Origin of the sequence: Paramagnetospirillum magnetotacticum MS-1 (assembly GCF_000829825.1) — a bacterium.
GTDB classification, from domain to species: Bacteria; Pseudomonadota; Alphaproteobacteria; order Rhodospirillales; family Magnetospirillaceae; genus Phaeospirillum; species Phaeospirillum magnetotacticum.
The window spans coordinates 56,813-74,230 of sequence record NZ_JXSL01000022.1 but is presented as its reverse complement, the minus strand read 5'-3'; the positions used below and the strand labels follow the sequence as shown (position 1 = coordinate 74,230).

The 17,418-nt window shown below is 64.7% G+C and carries 19 protein-coding genes; 9 read left to right on the top strand and 10 right to left on the bottom strand.

The genetic code is table 11. The features are described 5' to 3' along the window. Positions 1–28 precede the first annotated feature (28 nt). The 3 genes from CCC_RS05435 (at position 29) to CCC_RS05425 (ending at position 1,958) form a co-directional block, all read left to right on the top strand. The gene (locus tag CCC_RS05435) at positions 29–1,105 is read left to right on the top strand and encodes a site-specific DNA-methyltransferase (RefSeq protein ID WP_009870549.1); all 1,077 of its coding nucleotides are present in this window, start codon (positions 29–31) and stop codon (positions 1,103–1,105) included. Continuing rightward, positions 1,105–1,428 carry a hypothetical protein gene (locus CCC_RS05430; RefSeq protein WP_009870548.1) on the top strand — a complete coding sequence of 108 codons (324 nt, stop codon included), beginning with the start codon at positions 1,105–1,107 and terminating at the stop codon, positions 1,426–1,428. The genes CCC_RS05435 and CCC_RS05430 overlap by 1 nt, the downstream gene beginning before the upstream one ends. A gap of 86 nt (positions 1,429–1,514) precedes the next feature. Continuing rightward, entirely contained in the window at positions 1,515–1,958 is a 444-nt protein-coding gene (locus tag CCC_RS05425; protein ID WP_009870547.1) for a lysozyme, read from the top strand. Between the two features lie 142 nt (positions 1,959–2,100). Here CCC_RS05425 and CCC_RS05420 read toward each other — a convergent pair whose 3' ends face one another. The 8 genes from CCC_RS05420 to CCC_RS05385 form a co-directional block, all read right to left on the bottom strand. Beyond that, on the bottom strand, positions 2,101–2,748 hold the full coding sequence (locus CCC_RS05420) for a phosphoribosylanthranilate isomerase (protein ID WP_009870546.1): 648 nt from the start codon (positions 2,746–2,748) through the stop codon (positions 2,101–2,103). A 4-nt stretch (positions 2,749–2,752) separates the two neighbouring features. Beyond that, the gene (pyrF, locus tag CCC_RS05415) at positions 2,753–3,460 is read right to left on the bottom strand and encodes an orotidine-5'-phosphate decarboxylase (RefSeq protein WP_009870545.1); all 708 of its coding nucleotides are present in this window, start codon (positions 3,458–3,460) and stop codon (positions 2,753–2,755) included. A gap of 12 nt (positions 3,461–3,472) precedes the next feature. Further along, a complete protein-coding gene (locus tag CCC_RS05410; protein WP_009870544.1) occupies positions 3,473–3,742 on the bottom strand; it encodes a LapA family protein in 270 nt (89 codons plus the stop codon). Next, on the bottom strand, positions 3,739–4,029 hold the full coding sequence (gene ihfB / locus CCC_RS05405; protein ID WP_041040276.1) for an integration host factor subunit beta: 291 nt from the start codon (positions 4,027–4,029) through the stop codon (positions 3,739–3,741). The genes CCC_RS05410 and ihfB overlap by 4 nt, the downstream gene beginning before the upstream one ends. Positions 4,030–4,121: 92 nt before the next feature. Further along, the gene (locus tag CCC_RS05400; RefSeq protein WP_009870542.1) at positions 4,122–4,628 is read right to left on the bottom strand and encodes a hypothetical protein; all 507 of its coding nucleotides are present in this window, start codon (positions 4,626–4,628) and stop codon (positions 4,122–4,124) included. A gap of 2 nt (positions 4,629–4,630) precedes the next feature. Then, positions 4,631–5,623 (bottom strand): NAD(P)H-dependent glycerol-3-phosphate dehydrogenase, encoded by a 993-nt coding sequence (locus CCC_RS05395; protein ID WP_041040210.1) that lies wholly within the window; start codon positions 5,621–5,623, stop codon positions 4,631–4,633. A gap of 94 nt (positions 5,624–5,717) precedes the next feature. Further along, positions 5,718–7,016 (bottom strand): methyl-accepting chemotaxis protein, encoded by a 1,299-nt coding sequence (locus tag CCC_RS05390; RefSeq protein WP_041040208.1) that lies wholly within the window; start codon positions 7,014–7,016, stop codon positions 5,718–5,720. Further along, a complete protein-coding gene (locus tag CCC_RS05385; RefSeq protein WP_041040206.1) occupies positions 6,991–7,515 on the bottom strand; it encodes a PAS domain-containing protein in 525 nt (174 codons plus the stop codon). Before CCC_RS05385 ends, CCC_RS05390 begins: the two co-directional genes overlap by 26 nt. Positions 7,516–7,765: 250 nt before the next feature. On the opposite strand from CCC_RS05385, the gene CCC_RS05380 reads away from it, so the two are divergent. From CCC_RS05380 to CCC_RS05355, 6 genes are all read left to right on the top strand, one after another. Continuing rightward, on the top strand, positions 7,766–9,523 hold the full coding sequence (locus tag CCC_RS05380) for a GGDEF domain-containing protein (protein WP_041040204.1): 1,758 nt from the start codon (positions 7,766–7,768) through the stop codon (positions 9,521–9,523). Between the two features lie 88 nt (positions 9,524–9,611). Further along, positions 9,612–10,835: a tryptophan synthase subunit beta gene (trpB, locus tag CCC_RS05375; RefSeq protein WP_009870538.1), complete on the top strand. Its 1,224-nt coding sequence runs from the start codon at positions 9,612–9,614 to the stop codon at positions 10,833–10,835. Further along, positions 10,835–11,644 carry a tryptophan synthase subunit alpha gene (trpA, locus tag CCC_RS05370; RefSeq protein WP_041040202.1) on the top strand — a complete coding sequence of 270 codons (810 nt, stop codon included), beginning with the start codon at positions 10,835–10,837 and terminating at the stop codon, positions 11,642–11,644. The genes trpB and trpA overlap by 1 nt, the downstream gene beginning before the upstream one ends. Before the next feature lie 11 nt (positions 11,645–11,655). Beyond that, a complete protein-coding gene (accD, locus tag CCC_RS05365) occupies positions 11,656–12,582 on the top strand; it encodes an acetyl-CoA carboxylase, carboxyltransferase subunit beta (protein ID WP_009870536.1) in 927 nt (308 codons plus the stop codon). A 116-nt stretch (positions 12,583–12,698) separates the two neighbouring features. Further along, positions 12,699–14,576, top strand: a complete 1,878-nt coding sequence (locus CCC_RS05360; RefSeq protein ID WP_009870535.1) for a sensor histidine kinase — start codon at positions 12,699–12,701, stop codon at positions 14,574–14,576. Between the two features lie 16 nt (positions 14,577–14,592). Next, a complete protein-coding gene (locus tag CCC_RS05355) occupies positions 14,593–15,912 on the top strand; it encodes a bifunctional folylpolyglutamate synthase/dihydrofolate synthase (RefSeq protein ID WP_009870534.1) in 1,320 nt (439 codons plus the stop codon). A 424-nt stretch (positions 15,913–16,336) separates the two neighbouring features. On the opposite strand, the gene CCC_RS05350 is transcribed toward CCC_RS05355, so the two are convergent. Together CCC_RS05350 and CCC_RS05345 are read right to left on the bottom strand one after the other, a co-directional pair. Next, positions 16,337–16,900 carry a flavodoxin family protein gene (locus tag CCC_RS05350; RefSeq protein WP_009870533.1) on the bottom strand — a complete coding sequence of 188 codons (564 nt, stop codon included), beginning with the start codon at positions 16,898–16,900 and terminating at the stop codon, positions 16,337–16,339. A 62-nt stretch (positions 16,901–16,962) separates the two neighbouring features. Next, positions 16,963–17,388 (bottom strand): Rrf2 family transcriptional regulator, encoded by a 426-nt coding sequence (locus CCC_RS05345; protein WP_009870532.1) that lies wholly within the window; start codon positions 17,386–17,388, stop codon positions 16,963–16,965. Positions 17,389–17,418: the final 30 nt, after the last annotated feature.

Below are 17,418 nucleotides of genomic sequence, written 5' to 3'. Positions count from 1 at the left end.
TCGTCTAACCCACTTGAATTGGTCCGCCATGAGCCTGCCCCTCAACACCATTCTGTCCGGCGATTGCATCGCCATGATGAACTCCCTGCCCGCCGGTTCGGTGGATCTGGTCTTCGCCGATCCGCCCTATAACCTGCAGCTGGGCGGCGAGCTTTTGCGGCCCAATAATTCCAAGGTCGAGGGTGTGGACGAGGATTGGGACCGCTTCTCCGACTTCGCCGCCTATGACGCCTTTACCCGCGAATGGCTGAAGGCGGCGCGCCGGGTGCTGAAGGACGACGGCGGTCTGTGGGTGATCGGCAGCTACCACAATATCTTCCGCGTCGGCGCCATCCTCCAGGATCTGGGCTTTTGGATGCTGAACGACATCGTGTGGCGCAAGACCAATCCCATGCCCAATTTCAAGGGCACCCGCTTTACCAATGCGCATGAGACCATGATCTGGTGCGCCAAGTCGTCGGATTCGCGCTACACCTTCAATTACGACAGCATGAAGTCGCTGAACGACGATCTGCAGATGCGCAGCGACTGGACCTTGCCGCTGTGCACCGGGGCCGAGCGCCTGCGCAAGGCCGGGCGCAAGACCCATCCGACCCAGAAGCCGGAATCCCTGCTCTACCGGGTCATCATGGCGTCGACCAAGCCGGGTGACGTGGTGCTGGACCCCTTCTTCGGCACCGGCACCACCGGCGCGGTGGCCAAGAAGCTGGGCCGCAACTTCATCGGCTGCGAGCGCGATCCCGACTATATCGCCGCCGCCAAGGAGCGCATCGCCAAGGTGATCCAGGTGGCCGATCCCTCCTTGCTGATGACGCCGTCCAAGCGGGCCGAGCCGCGCATTCCCTTCGGCACCGTGCTGGAACGCGGGCTGCTGACCCCCGGCGATCTTCTGTTCGGCGGCACCCGGCACGACAAGGTGGCCAAGGTCAGGGCCGACGGCACGCTGATCACCGACGATCATCGCGGTTCCATCCACAAGGTGGGAGCCCTGGTCCAGGGCGCCCCGGCCTGCAACGGCTGGACCTACTGGCATTTCCAGGCCTCGGGCGAGGATTACCTGCCCATCGACGTGCTGCGCCAGAAGATCCGCGCGGAACTTCACTGATGCCGAAGGTCCTGGCGGCTTTTCTGGTGGCGGTTCTGCTGCCCTGGGCCGCCCGGGCGGGCATGTGCATCACTCAGGGCGAAACCCTGTCTTGTACCGATGCGGGCGAGACGGTGATCCTCAAGGGCGGCGAGGGCGTCGCCTATTCCAAACTGGCCGGACGGCCCATGAGCGTCATCCGCGACGGCCAGGGCAACATGATGGGGCTGATCGGCGAGCAGAAACTGATCATTCAGAAGATGGACGGCCTATCCGTGGCCCGCTTCGGCAACCGCAAGCTCATCTGTACCGAGGCCGGGCCGGGCATCACCATCTGCAAGTAGCGAAAAAGCTACAGAATCGGCATTGATATTCCTGCTTTGTTCTTGCAAAGTGCGTCCTAGCGGATATTGCGATGTGAGGCTCTGTCGTGACGAGAGCAATCAATCAGGCTGGTCTGGACCTCACCAAGGATTCGGAAGGCCTGCGCCTCAAGACCTATCTATGCCCGGCGGGCAGGCTGACCATCGGTTACGGCCATACCGGTCCCAATGTCACCGATGGCATGGTCATCGACGAGGCCAAGGCCGAGGCGCTGCTGGCCGCTGACCTGGCCCATGCGGGCGAGGGCGTCATCAAGGCGGTGAAGGCATCATTGAACGACAATCAATATGCCGCGCTGTGCGACTTCGTCTTCAATCTGGGGGCGGGGGCCTTGGCCGGTTCCACTTTGCTCAAGAAGCTGAATGCGGGCGCCGCAGACGAGTTCCTGAAATGGGACAAGGCCACGGTGGACGGCGTGAAAAAGGCTCTGCCCGGCCTGACCAAGCGCCGCGCCGCCGAACGGACCCTGTTCCTCACATCCGAGGCTTAGAATTCGCTGACTTATACCAGATCCCGATGATCGCCCTCAAACGGCGGGCGGACGCTGTGCGTCCTTGCCTTCCGCCGCATAAGCGACGCGGCCCTTTGGGCCTAACCATACCCCGGTGTGTCCATCTCATCGGGGCATGGTATTACACCAAGCCGCCTCGAGCGGCCTGGATGAAAGCGCGGATCTTGTCGGGATCCTTGACGCCCGGCGCACTTTCCACGCCCGAGGAGACGTCGACGGCCAATGCTCCGCTGATGCGCACCGCCTCGGCCACATTGGCGGGCGTCAGCCCCCCGGCCAGCATCCAGGGCAGTCCCCATTTGCGCCCCGTGAGGATGGACCAGTCGAAGCTGACCGCGTTGCCGCCGGGCAGCAAGGCGCCCTTGGGCGGCTTGGCGTCGAAGAGCAGGCGGTCGGCCACCGCCAGATAGGGCTCGGCCCCGTCCAGATCGGCGGGCTCCGCCACCGACAGCACTTTCATCACCGGCAGGCCATATTCCAGGCGGATGGCTTCAACCCGCTCGGGCGATTCGTTGCCGTGCAGTTGCAGCAGGTCGAGCCGCACCCGGGTCAGCACGGCATCAAGGGTGGCATCGTCGGGATCGACGAACAGGCCGACCTTGGTCACGTCGCCGGGCGCGAATTCCACCAATTCGGCGGCGCGGTCAGGGGTGACATTGCGGGGGCTCTTGGCAAAGAACACCAGACCGACGTAATCGGCCTCGGCCTCGATGGCCGCGTCCATGGCCTCTTCGTCGGTGATGCCGCAGATCTTGACCTCGACCGGCATGATCTTAAAGCCCCAGTTCGGCCTTGATCCGCGCGGCGGCCTCGGCCGGATCGGCGGCGCCGGTGATGGGCCGCCCGATCACCAGGACATCGGCGCCCTTGGCGCGGGCCTCGGCGGGGGTAAGAAAGCGCTTCTGGTCACCCGCTTCGCTCCAGGCCGGGCGGATGCCCGGAATGACCAGCTTGAAATCGGGACCGCAGAGCGCGCGCACCGCCTCCACTTCCAGGGGCGAACAGACGATACCGGCTGCGCCGCTGTCCTGGGCCAGGGCGGCGAGGCGCTTGACCTGATCGAGCACCGGACGATCGAAACCCACCTGCTCGGCCCCGGCCTGATCCAGGCTGGTCAGCACGGTCACCGCCACCACGGCGGGCGGGGCGATGCCCAACTTGGCCGCCTCGTCATTGGCGGCATCGACGGCGGCGCGGATCATGGCGGCGCCGCCCGAGGCATGAATGGTGGTGATGGCGGCGCCCAGACGGACCACGCCCTTCATGGCGGCGGCCACGGTATTGGGAATGTCATGCAGCTTGAGATCGACGAAGAGCGGCATGCCCAGACCCGACACCGCCTCCATACCGGCGGGGCCGTTGGCGGTGAAGTATTCCAGGCCCAGCTTGAAACCGCCGACCTGCCCCTTCAGGCGTTCGGCAAGGGAGATGGCGCGGGCGGCCTCGGTGGTATCGATGGCGACATAGACGGGATTGATCAAGGGACAACACTCTCAGGCTTGAGACTGGGTCTTTTCAGCGGCGTCGAGCCGACGCCGCAGCGAACCGGCGCGCAGGCGGGCCTTCAGCCCCGACGCCCAGCCCAGCAGGAAACCGGCCACCAGCCCCAGGCCCAAAGGCACCAGCACCGCCAGATAGGCGGGCAGGTCGATTCCGAAAGGCAGGGGCCACAGGTCGAAACGTATCTCCGCCCGGTTGGCGACAGCGAAGACCGTCACCGCAACGGCCAAGGGCAGGCCGATGATCCAGGCGAAGAGCCTCACGAGCCGCCGCCGACATTGAGCTTCTCGCGCAGCTGCTTGCCGGTCTTGAAGAAGGGAACCGCCTTGCCGTCCACCGACACGGTTTCGCCGGTACGGGGATTGCGGCCGGTGCGCGGATCACGCTTTTTCACCGAGAAAGCGCCGAAGCCCCGCAGCTCCACCCGGTCGCCACGGGCCAGGGCCGAAGCGATCTCGTCAAAAATGGTGGTGACGATGCGCTCCACATCCCGCTGATAGAGATGGGGATTGGCCTCGGCCAGGCGGGCGATCAGCTCCGACTTGGTCATGGATTTCATGTCCTTGGTTGTGTTCCAACTTGGGCGCCAGCATGCCCAACGCCCCCGCCCCCGTCAAGCAAGTCCATGATGGGGAACGATTTTCAGCCCTTGGCTTCGTCCTCGGGGGGAAGGACCACTTCCCAGGTGCCGTCGACAAGGCGGCAGGCCACCACCTGGCGGGAATAGACGCTGTCGGCCTCACCGGTCCGCATCGCCGATTGCAGCAACCGGCGGCAGGCCCGCCCGCCGCCATCGGTCCAGCCCTCGCCCTGGGGCGTGACGCTGCCTTCCAATCCACGCGCCGCCCAGAGCGCGGGCTTGCCGCTTTCGGCCGCCTCGACGGTGGCCGCCGCCCACAGACGATTGGGATGCGGGTCGAAATAGCCGCCGATCACGTAGCCCGCCGCCGCGCCCGCCACGGCGCCCACCGGAGTAAACGTGCTGACCAGTTGGGGGGCGCCGATGGCCGCCGCCCGCCCGATACCGCCGCCGATGACGGCGCCCGCCCCGGTGCCCCAGACCTGACCCTCGGTCGGGTTCTCGGCGCAGCCCGCCAGGGCGAGGACGCAAAGGGCGAGGACGCCCCGGATCTTCAGCAGCGTGGGCATGGCTATAATCCTTCGTTGCGGAACGGGCGCGACAGCAGGGCGCGGATGGCCTCGTCCAGACTTTGACCGCCATTGATCACCGCGTCCACCGCCGCCGAGATGGGCATTTCGACGCCGGTGCGCCCGGCCATATCGACCACGGCCCCGGCGCTGTAGACACCCTCGGTCACCGAATGGCGCTCGCCCAGGATATCGGCCAGGGCGCGGCCCTCGCCCAGCGCGAACCCCAAGGAGTAGTTGCGCGACTGGGTGGACGACGCGGTCAGGATCAGATCGCCCAGACCCGACAGGCCCATCAGGGTCTCGGGCCGTCCGCCCTTGGCCATGGCCAGACGGGTCAGTTCCGCCAGCCCACGCGTGATCAGGGCGGCCCGCGCATTGTCGCCCAGGCCCCTGCCCTCGACGATGCCGCAGGCGATAGCCAGCACATTCTTGACGGCGCCGCCGACCTGCGCGCCCACCAGATCGTCGGAGAGATAGGGACGGAATGTGGCGGTGCCCAGGGCGTCCACCAGCTTGCGCCCGAGGGCGGCATCCCCGCAAGCCAGGGTGATGGCGGTGGGTAGACCGCGCGCCACCTCGATGGCGAAGGTGGGACCCGACAGAACGGCGATGGGCGCCTGGGGCAGTTCGGCGGCGACGGCATCTTGCATCAGGGCACAGGTGGCCAGTTCGATTCCCTTGGCACAGATCACGGCGGGAACACCGGAACGCCAATGGGGCGCCAAGGCCCGGCAGGCGGCGCGCAGATGCTGGGCCGGTGACACCAGCAACACTGCGTCGGCATCGGCCGCCTCGGCCAGATCCGCCGTGGCGCGAAGAGCGGGATCGAGATCGACGCCCGGCAGGAAATCGGAATTGACGTGGCGGGTGTTGACGTCGTCCACCACCTGGGGCTCGCGGGCCCACAGCACCACGTCGCGCCCCGCCCTACGCGCGGTCAGCGCCAACGCGGTTCCCCAGGCGCCTCCGCCGATCACACCGATTTTTTTCATGAAACCCCCGCCAAAGCCATCACCCGGTTTACCCCGACGCGGCGGCGGGAGCAAGCGGGAGAGCCGGATGCCCGGCTCTCCCACCGCCCGAAACTCAGGCGGCCTGCCCCTTGATCTTGGCGATGAAGCCGCTGATCTGGGCTTCCAGGTCGTCGGCGCGCGCCGCCAGACTGGCGGCGGCGGCGGAGATGTCGCGGGCCTCTTTGTCGGTGGTCTCGGCAGTATCCTTCACATAGGCCACCGCTTCCGACACCGAAGCGGTGCCGGTGGCGGCTTCCTGGACATTGCGCGAGATTTCCATGGTCACCGCGTTCTGCTCTTCCACGGCACCGGCCACGGCGGTGGAGGTCTCCTGGATGGTGCCGACGATCTGGGCAATCTCGCGGATGGCCACGGCGGCCCCCTGGGAGGCCAACTGGATCTGACTGACATGGGCCGAGATTTCCTCGGTGGCCCGCGCCGTCTGGTTGGCCAGGGTCTTGACCTCGTTGGCGACCACGGCGAAGCCCTTGCCCGCCTCGCCCGCACGGGCCGCCTCGATGGTGGCGTTGAGGGCCAGCAGGTTGGTCTGCGACGCGATATCCTGAATCAGCGACAGGACGGAGCCGATCTTTTCCGCCGCCGTGCCCAGATCGCGCACCGTCTCGTCAGTGCGCTGGGCGGTCACCATGGCCTCGGACGAAATGGCGGTGGCCCGCGTGGTCTGCATGTTGATCTCGCCGAACGAAGCGGCAAGCTCCTCGGCGGCGCCAGCCACCGACTGGACATTGACCGAAGCCTCCTCCGCGGCGGCAGCCGAGGTCATGGCCTGCTCCACCGTCTGGGTGGCGTTGTTCATCAGGCGGTCCGAGCTTTGACGCAACTGGGTGGAGGCGGACGACACCTCCTGGACCAGAATGCGCACATTCTGCTCGGCGAAGGTCAGGGCTTCGGCGTCGCGGCTCTTCATCAGGTCCAGAGACGCGTTGATGACGCCAGCATAGCGGGCGAAATCGCCACGCAGGCCGGTCTGGATGATCTTACGGAAATACTGGCGCTGGTTGGCGTGTTCCATGGCCGCCTGGGATTCGCGGCAATAGGCCTCGGTCAGATCCAGCAGACGATTGATGGAGCGCAGCATCAGGGCCAGATTGCCGGTGCCGCGGATGTCCATGATGCGCACGCCCAGATTGCCTGAAGCGGCGGCCTGGCAGACCTTCACCGCCTTTTCGACGCTGACATGGGTACGGCTGAGATAGCCCAGCGGCATCCAGGCCGACACGGCGGTCACCACGGCGAAACCGGCGGCCACCCAATTCTGCAGCAGAAGGGCGACAAGAGCGAAGGCGGCGCAGAGTCCGAGGGTGATCTGGCACGCCCGCGTGGCCTTAGAGACCGAGGACAAATTCTGCATAGGGCTTTCCTTCGCGCTTCAACTGATCGACCAGGGCGGCAAAAGCCGCCTCCATGCCCTGCTTGCGGTCGGCGCTGGCCTCCTCGATCTTCAGCAGGCTCTGATACAGGGGCTGAATCTTGGCAAGCGCGTCGCGACGCGGCACGCGGCGGTTGGAGTGGTAGCCGACGATCTGGCCGTCGGGGCCGAAATCCGGGGTGACGTGGGCAAGAACCCAGTAATGCTCGCCGGTCTTGGCCAGGTTGACCACATAGGCGAACAGCTCCTTGCCCGACGCGATAGTGTCCCACAACAGCTTGAACACGCAGCGCGGCATGTCGGGATGCCGGATCATGCTGTGCGGCTGGCCGATGACTTCCGCCTCTGTGAAGCCCGAGACCGAAAGGAACACGTCGTTGACATAGGTCATCCGGCCCTTGGTATCGGTCTTGCTGACGATGATCTCGTCTTCAGCAAAAGTCCGCTCCCGCCCGGAGGGCTGAATAGTTTTACCGCTCATTCACCCCACCACCCTTACGATGCAGCCGATTAACCCTACGATAAGATTAGATATCAACAGAGTGATAACAATTCAATAACGTAAGTGAAATTTCGTATGTCTTTCGTTTAAATTTTGTTTACGGCTGTGAGAACATGAGTCGCATATGACAGGAGCGTGAATTTCATCCTCCGATACCCGTCCCAGGGTTGACGGCCTAGCCGCTTCAGCCGATGAATCCGCACCGGGATGCCCGGCCGGAGCGATCGGAATGCCAGCCCAAATCATGGATTCCCAGGTCCTGGACCAGCTGACCATCGCGCTGCAACCGGTGGTCGGCATCCATTCGGGCGTCTGCCATGGCTATGAGGCGCTGCTGCGCGGCACCGAGGCGGCGGGATACGACTCCATCGCGGACTTCTTTGATTCCTGCCACGAGGCCGGGCGGCTGGCCGAGATCGAACTGATTCTGCGCGACAAGGCCCTGGCGGCCTTCGCCACATTGCCTCACCACCCTCAGGCCAAGCTGTTCCTCAACATCGACAACCGCGTCCTGAGTATCGAGGGCGATCCGGCGCGGCGCACGCGGGCCATCGCCGAACGCCACGGCATTTCCGAATCCTCGGTGGTGTTCGAGATTTCCGAACGCCACCCCCTGGATACCGGCTTGGACGCGGTGGCCACCTTCCGCCACTTCAAACGCCAGGGGTTCCGGCTGGCCATCGACGATTTCGGCACCGGCTTTTCCGGGCTGCAACTGCTGTACTATTCCGAACCCGATTACCTGAAGATCGACCGCTTCTTCGTGGCCGACATCGCCGCCGACGCCAAGAAGCGGGTCTTCCTGGCCCATATCGTCACCATCGCCCATCTGCTGGGCGCCGTGGTGGTGGCGGAAGGGGTAGAGACCGAGCGGGAGTTCCGCATCTGCAAGGAAATCGGCTGCGACATGGTCCAGGGCTGGCTGATCCAGCGCCCGACCCTCTCGTGGACGGAACTGCAGACCCACTACCCCGAGATCGAACGTCTGGCCCGCCTGGACCGCCGCGACGCGGGAAGCGACCAGCGCATCATCGCCGACCAGATCGCCAGACCCGAACCGTTAAGCATCGACGCCCCCATGGAAAAGGTGTTCGAGCGGTTCCGCAGCGATAAATCGGCCTCGTTCTTTCCCGTGGTCGACGGGTCCGGCGTCCCGGTGGGAATCGTGCGCGACCAGGAACTGAAGGACTACACCTATTCGCCTTTCGGCCGGGAGCTGATGGCCAACAAGAGCTATGGGCGCTCCCTCAAGGGCTTCACCGTCCATTGTCCCGTGGCCGACATAAACACCAAGGCCGAACAGATCCTGGAGGCCTATTCGGCGGTGGAGCGGTCCGAAGGCATCCTGATCGTCGATGATTCGCGCTATGTGGGCTTTCTGTCCGCCGATTCCCTGCTGCGCGTCATCAACGAGAAGAACCTGGCCATGGCGCGCGACCAGAACCCGCTGACCCGGCTTCCCGGCAATGCCGTCATCCTGTCCTGGGTCTGCCAGGCCCTGGAGGATCGCGCCGAACCTTATCTGCTGGCCTATTTCGACTTCGACAATTTCAAACCGTTCAACGACAAATACGGGTTTCGGCTGGGCGACCGCGCCATCTTGCTGTTCGGCGAATTGCTGACCAAGGAAATGGCGGCGGCGGGCGGATTTGCCGGTCATATCGGCGGCGACGATTTTTTCGCCGGGTTCAAGGGCGAAGCGGCGGCCCAGGCGGAAGCAACCTGCCGCCGCCTGATCGAGGATTTCGCCCGTGACGTGGAAAGCTTCTACGACGACGACACCCGCCGACAGGGTCATATCATCGGCCAGGACCGGATGGGCAATACGGTCCGCTTTTCCCTGATGACCATCAGCTGCGTCGCGGTGCATCTGGCGGCGGGACGCGAGGCCAGATCCTCCGACGACATCTCGCGCCTGCTGGCCGCCCACAAGAAGCAGGCCAAGCAGGACCCCGACCATCTGTGCGTGGTCGGCCTGACCCACTGAGAAAGCCCTCCCCCACAAAATCTCTCCTCAGGGGCGGCGCTTTCTGCTTTATTGGCGCCTTTCCGCCCCCCTGGGTCTTATAGAAACGATGCAAAGCCTGAACACCTATCGCGCCGGTCCCGATGAGCGCGGCCATTTCGGCATCTTTGGCGGCCGCTATGTGGCCGAGACCCTGATGCCGCTCATTCTCCAGGTTGAGGCGGCCTATGCGGCGGCCAAGGCCGATCCCGCCTTCCAGGCCGAGTTCCGTTCGCTGCTGGCCCAGTATGTGGGCCGCCCCAATCCGCTGTATTTCGCGCGCCGCCTGACTGAAGCCTTCGGCGGCGCCAAGGTGTTCTTGAAGCGCGAAGACCTCAACCACACCGGCGCCCACAAGATCAACAACTGCATCGGCCAGATCCTGCTGGCCCGGCGCATGGGCAAGCAGCGCATCATCGCCGAGACCGGAGCCGGTCAGCACGGCGTGGCCACCGCCACCGTCTGCGCCCTGTTCGGCATGAAATGCGTCATCTATATGGGCGCCACCGATATCGAACGGCAGATGCCCAACGTCTATCGCATGAAGCTCTTAGGCGCCGAGGTCAAGCCGGTGACCAGCGGCGCGGCGACCCTGAAGGACGCCATGAACGATGCGCTCCGCGACTGGGTCTCCAATGTCTCCGATACCTATTACCTGATCGGCACGGTGGCCGGGCCGCACCCCTATCCGGCCATGGTCCGCGATTTCCAGTCGGTGATCGGCGAGGAAGTGCGCGCCCAGATCATGGCCGCCGAAGGCCGCCTGCCCGATTCCCTGGTGGCCTGTATCGGGGGCGGTTCCAACGCCATGGGCCTGTTCCACCCCTTCCTCGATGACAAGAGCGTACGCATCATCGGCGTCGAGGCGGCCGGTCACGGCCTGGACAAGCTGCACGCCGCCAGCCTTACCGGCGGCAAGCCGGGCGTTCTGCACGGCAACCGCACCTATCTTCTGCAAGATTCCGACGGCCAGATCGCCGAGGCCCATTCCATCTCGGCGGGCCTGGACTATCCCGGCATCGGGCCGGAACATGCCTGGCTGCATGAAAGTGGCCGGGTGGAATACGTCTCGGTCAAGGATGACGAGGCCGTCGTCGCCTTCCAGCAATGCACCCGCCTGGAAGGCATCATCCCGGCGCTGGAATCCAGCCACGCCATCGCCTATGCCTCCAAGATCGCCCCCACCCTGCCCAAGGATCACCTGATGGTGATCAATCTGTCGGGACGCGGCGACAAGGATGTCAGCACCATCGCCAAGGCGCTGGGCGACGAGCATCTGGGGGGGTTAGTCTGATGAGCAGGCTTGAACAGCGCTTCGCCAAGCTGAAGGCCGAGAACCGCGCCGCCCTGGTGACCTTCATCACGGCGGGCGACCCCGACCGCGCCACCAGCCAGGCCTTGCTGGACGGCATGCCTGCGGCGGGCGCCGACATCATTGAGCTGGGCATGCCCTTCACCGATCCCATGGCCGACGGCCCGGTGATCGAACTGGCGGCAGGCCGGGCGCTGAAGGCTGGCGGCTCGTTGAAACAAACCCTGGAGATGGTCGAGGTCTTCCGCAAGACGGATTCTGAGACTCCCATCATCCTCATGGGCTACTACAACCCCGTCTATGCCTGGGGCGCGGAAAAGTTCTCCGCCGACGCCGCCCGGGCCGGAGTGGACGGGCTGATCATCGTCGACCTGCCGCCCGAGGAGGCCGACGAACTGGTGCCCCATCTGCGCCGGTCCGGCATCGACTTCATCGTGCTGACCACGCCCACCAGCGACGACGCCCGCCTGCCCGTGGTGCTGTCCAACGCCTCGGGCTTCGTTTACTACGTGTCCATCGCGGGCATCACCGGCACGGCTTCGGCGGCCCAATCGGCCATCGACGACGCGGTCGCCCGCATCCGCCGCCACACGGATCTGCCAGTCTGTGTCGGCTTCGGCATCAAGGCCCCCGCCCAGGCGGCCCAGGTGGCGCGCGTCGCCGACGGCGCCGTGGTGGGTTCCGCCATCGTCTCGGTTCTGGCCGACAATATCGGCAAGCCTTCCGCCGTCTCCGCCCCCCTGGCCCTGGTCAAGGACCTGGCCGAGGGCGTGCGGGGCGCGCGCAAGTAGGAGCATTCCCCATGAATTGGCTGACCAACCTCAACGAGACCCGCCGCTCGCTCAAGGAGCGCCTGGTCGGACTGGTAGCGCCCAAGGAGGTGCCCGACAATCTGTGGCTCAAATGCCCGGGTTGCGGTCATATGATCTTCCACCGCGACCTGGAGAAGTCCCTGAACGTTTGCCAGCATTGCGGCCATCACCTGCGGCTTTCGGTTAAGAAGCGCCTCGGCATGCTGTTCGATGACGGCCAGTTCCAGCGCATCGAACTGCCCAAGGTCGCCGACGACCCGCTGAAGTTCAAGGACCAGAAGCGCTATACCGACCGGCTCAAGGACACCCGCTCCAAGACCGGCGAAACCGACGCCATCGTGGTGGCCCACGGCCGCATGGGCGGCATGAATGTGGTGGCCGCCTGCTTCAACTTCGACTTCCAGGGCGGCTCCATGGGCGTCGCGGTGGGCGAGGGTATCGTGGCGGCGGCTGAACTGGCCGTGCTGCAGGATGCGCCGCTGATCGTCATTCCCGCCTCGGGCGGCGCCCGCATGCAGGAAGGCATCCTGTCCCTGATGCAGATGGCCCGCACCACCGTGGCGGTGGACAAGGTCAAGGAAAAGCGGTTGCCCTATATCGTGCTGCTGACCGACCCCACCACCGGCGGCGTCTCGGCCAGCTTCGCCATGCTGGGTGACATCGCCATCGCCGAGCCCGGCGCGGTGATCGGCTTCGCAGGCGCCCGCGTCATCGAGAGCACCATCCGCGAAAAGCTGCCCGAGGGCTTCCAGAAGGCGGAATACCTGCTGGAGCACGGCATGGTCGACATGGTGGTGCCGCGCCGCGACCTGCGCGCCACCATGATTCGCATCCTGTCCCTGCTGCGCAATCGCGGGGCGGCGGGCGATCTGCTATCGCTGCCCATCGATATCCCGGATGCGGTGGATCAGGACTGAGCCCGCTTTAACGGGACTGGCAATCATCGCTCCAAGGCACTATACTAAATAAATGGTAATACCGAGGTCCTGGACCTCGGTATTACTTTTTGGGCTTCCCTCATAGGATTCCCGACATGCGTCCGGACGATAAGGTCATTCTGCCTCTGGTCCTGCCGCCGCTTCTGCTGGTGGCGGCCGCGGTGCTTTGCGGCGCGGCCGTGCGAATCGTCCCGCCGGGGCAGGTCTTTGAAAATCCGGCAGCCTATCTGGCGGTTCATTCCGGCCTCGAGCTGGTCAGCATCGCCGTGTCGCTGATGGTGTTCTCGCTCGGCTGGGCGGTTCGCCACTCCGACCGCAGTCAGAGAAATCTGATCCTGGGGCTGGCCGCCATGTCGGCTTCAGCCATCGACATCTTCCACACCCTCTCCTATGCCGGGATGCCGGACCTGATCACCCCCAGCGGCCCGGAAAAGGCCATCAATCTTTGGCTTCTCGGTCGTCTCGCCATGGCCGCGGGCCTTCTTTTGGCCATTCTCACCTCCGAGCACAAGTTAAGCGGCATGAACCGGCGGGCATGGCTGGGCGCGGTCGGCGTGCTGACTGCGGGACTGATCGTCGTTGGAGTCGCCCACCCCGACTGGTTCCCGCGGACCTTCATTCCCGGCAGCGGTCTTACCCCCTTCAAGATCGTCGCGGAATACGTTCTATCGGCCGCCTATACGGGTGCCGCCAGCCTCTTGTATCTGCGTTACCGCCGCACCGGCGACCGCAATGAACTGAAATTGGCCGCCGCCGCCTGGATTTTGGCCCTGGCCGGTGTCTTGCTGACCCTTTACGGCGATGTGGGCGATTTCTTCAATCTGGCCGGGCATGTGGGCAAGGCGCTGGCCTATCTGCTGATCTACAGCGCGCTGTTCGTCTCAGGCATCAAGGCGCCTTATGCGGCCCTGGCCAAGGAACAGGCCTTGCTGCGCACCTTGATGGATTCGGTTCCCGACCTGATCTTCTTCAAGGATTCGCAGTCGCGCTATCTTGGCTATAACCGGGCCTTTGCCACCTATTGCGGCAAACCGGAATCCGAGATGATCGGCAAGAGCGACCACGAATTCGCCCCCGCCGAGGTCGCCGAATTCTACCGCGCCAAGGACCGCGATGCCATGGCCGCCGGGCGCCCGTCCACCAACGAGGAGTGGATCGACTATCCCGACGGGCGCCACGTCCTGCTGGAAACCGTCAAGGCCCCCATTTACGATGCCAAGGGAAGCTTGCTGGGCATGGTGGGCGTCAGCCGCGACATCACTGACCGCAAATCCGCCGAGGAAAGTCTGCGCCGCGCCCATTACGATCTGGAAATGGTCACCGCCGTCGCCGCCCACGATCTGCAGGAGCCGGCCCGGACCATCGTCAGCTTCCTGCAACTGCTGCAGCTGCGCTATGGCGACAAGCTGGGCGAGGACGCCGCCCAGTATATCGCCTATGCCATCGATGGCGCCCACCGCATGCGCGACCAGTTGGCCGGTCTGCTGGAATACACCATGATCGACCGGGGGTCGGCCACCTTCCCGCCGACGGATACCGAGGCTGTGCTGATAGACGCGCTCGATGCCCTGAAGCCCAAGATCGACGAAACCAAGGCCGTGGTCAGCCACGGCGCCCTGCCCGTGGTCAACGCCGATCCGGGGCAGATCCGGGTTCTGTTCCAGCACCTGATCGCCAATGCCATCAAGTTCCACCATGAAGGCCGCAAGCCCGACATCAGCGTGACGGCGGCGCGAAGCGACGGAGCCTGGGAATTCTCCATCGCCGATAACGGCATCGGCATCGACGAAGCCTATTGGGACAAGATCTTCGTGGTGTTCCAGCGCCTTCATTCCCTCCAGCGCTATGAGGGGACGGGGATTGGCCTTGCCATCTGCCGCAAGATCGTGGAACGTCACGGCGGCCGCATCCGGGTGGTGTCCGCCCCCGACCAGGGCAGCACCTTCACCTTCACCCTGCCGGATCGCGCCTGACCCCAAGTTTACGGCCATGATCGACAGTATTCTCGACCGCCTGACCCGGCTGCATCCCAAAGTCATCGACCTGTCGTTGGAGCGCGTGCTGCGCCTGCTGGACGCCCTGGGCAATCCCCAGGACAAGCTGGCGCCGGTGATCCATGTGGCGGGAACCAACGGCAAAGGCTCTACGGTGGCGACCTTGCGCGCCCTGTTCGAGGCGGCTGGGATGCGGGCCCATGTCTACACCTCGCCCCATCTGGTGCGCTTTGCCGAGCGCATCCGCATCGCAGGCACGCTGCCCACCGATCCGGAGCTTCTGGCCCTGTTGGAAGAGGTCGAGGCGGCCAATGGCGGCAATCCCATCACCTTCTTCGAGATCACCACCGCCGCCGCCTTCCTGGCCTTCGCCAGGCATCCCGCGGAGGTCTGCATCCTGGAGACTGGCCTGGGCGGGCGGCTGGATGCCACCAATGTGGTGGACCGCCCGGCGCTGACCGTGCTGACCCCCATCGCCATGGACCACGAAAGTTTCTTAGGCGGCCGCATCGAGGCCATCGCCGCCGAAAAGGCGGGCATCATGAAGCGCGGGGTGGCCTGCATGGTCGCCAAGCAGGGGCGAAAGGCGGCCAAGGTGCTGGATGCCCGTTCCACCGAACTGGGCGTGCCGCTGATCAAGGAGGGCGAGCACTTCTTCGCCCGCACCGCTCCCGATGGCGGGCTTTTCTATCGCGGCCCCTCGGTGGAATGGAGCCTGCCCGCCCCCGCCCTGGCCGGAGCCTTTCAGTACCGCAACACCGCCCTGGCCCTGGCCTGTATCGAGCGCCTGTCGCGCACCCAGGCGCCCCCGGTCTTTCCCGACTTTCCCCAAGGCGCCCTGAGCCTTGGCATCCGGTCGGTGGAATGGCCCGCGCGGCTGCAACGCCTGACCAAGGGACCGCTGGTGGATCTGCTGCCCCAGGGCTGGGAAGTGTGGCTGGACGGCGGGCACAACCCCCATGCCGCCGAAGCCATCGCCCAGCACGCCCGTTCCTGGCGGGACAAGCCCCTGATGGGCGTATTCGGCATTCTGTCCACCAAGGATGTGGACGGCTATCTGGAACCCCTGGCGGCCCGTTTTCATACCCTGCGCACCATCAGTATTCCGGGCGAGGCGGCAAGCCTGTCCGCCGAGGACGCTGCCCATGCGGCGACCCGGCATTTCTGCCTGGACGCCAAGCCCTCGCCCTCGGTGGAAGCCGCCATCGCCGAACTGGTCTCGGCCAGCACCGACCCGGCCCGCATCCTGATCTGCGGCTCGCTGTATCTGGCGGGCACGGTGCTGGCCGAGAACGGTTGGGCCGTCCGCTTTTAGCGGGGGCATCCTATTATTCGGTCATGGCCGGGCTTGACCTACGGCTGTCCGGTTTAATTTAAGGCGGCAGACGTGGAGTCATGAGACACGGATGTCACGGATGCGGTGCTTTGCACCGCTCACGGATAGACACGGAAATGTTCTTGTTTCCGGCCATCTCCCTGACCTTGGCCCAGAATGACCATATGGGATTTTTATAATCCGTGATCATTCTTGGCCGCGAAGCGGCATCCGTGTCCTCCGTGTTCCATGACCGGATGAAACCCGCATTGGCTTTGCCATTCGGGTCTCTCATGGAAATTTAAACCGCACAGCCGTGGGCTTCACCCGGCCATCCATGGACCCTCGGGTCAAGCCCGAGGGTGACGGAACAAAAAAGCCGATTCAGTGTAAATCAGACAGACGCCAGGCCGTCTTCCCCCTCCTATTTCTTCCACCGCGCGGCCGCCTCGGCGACGCGCTTGCCCAGATGGGTGGCGGTCTTCTTGTCGGCGTTTGTGACGCCTTCTGGCCCTTGGTCTGCATTGGCCTGGGCCATGGCCCCCAGGAAGCTGCCCAGGCGGTTCAGATCCTCGACGCTGCCCTTGGAATTGTTGTTGCCGGGCAGCAGGTCGAGACCGACCCAGATCATGCCGTGCTGGGCGGCGAAGACCGACAATTGCTGAAGAACCGCCAGCTTGTCACCGTTTTGGCTGGCCGAGACGGTGAAACCAGCCGCCAGCTTGTCGATCCAGCCCCGGCCGTACCAGGTCTTGGAGCTCCATTCCATGAACTCTTTGAACTTGGCCAAGACGGCGCCCATATAGGTCGGCGAGCCGAAGATGATGGCGTCGGCGCCGTTCAGCAGATCGGCCTTGGCCTCCGCCTCCTCGGCGGCGACCAGATGGACCTGCGTCCCCGCGACCAAAGCGGCACCGGCGGCGACGGCCTCGGCCACCACCTTGGTGTGGCCATATCCCGAATGAAAAACGATGGCGATGGATGTCATGATGCTCTCCTGAGATGTAATGGCAATCGTTACTGTTACGTTTAACCACAAAAAAAATGGCTCTACTTCCCCTCGGCCTTCAGAGCCCCCACCACATCGGACAGTAAGGTGGCGGATAAAACACCGTCGCGGGCGGCGTCGGCCCTCTCGATGACCCGGACCAGCACCGACTGGATGTTGCGCCCGACCGGACAATCCGGATTGGGCGGCTGGTTATGGAGCGCGGGTTCCTCCTCCTCGTCCACCGCCCGGTGGATATCGAGCAGGGAGATGCGCTCGGGGCCAAGCGCCAGGACCGATCCGCCAGCACTTCCCCGGGTCGAATGCACCAACCCGGCCTTGGCCAGGGCCGACAGCAGGCGCCGCACCACCACGGGGTTGGTGTTGACCGAACCGGCGATCCATTCCGACGTGCACGCCTTGCCATCCATGGAGGCGAGCAGGGATGCGATGTGGACGGCGACAGCAAAGCGGCAGTTCTTGGCCATGGGCAATATGTAACAGACATCGTTGCCATT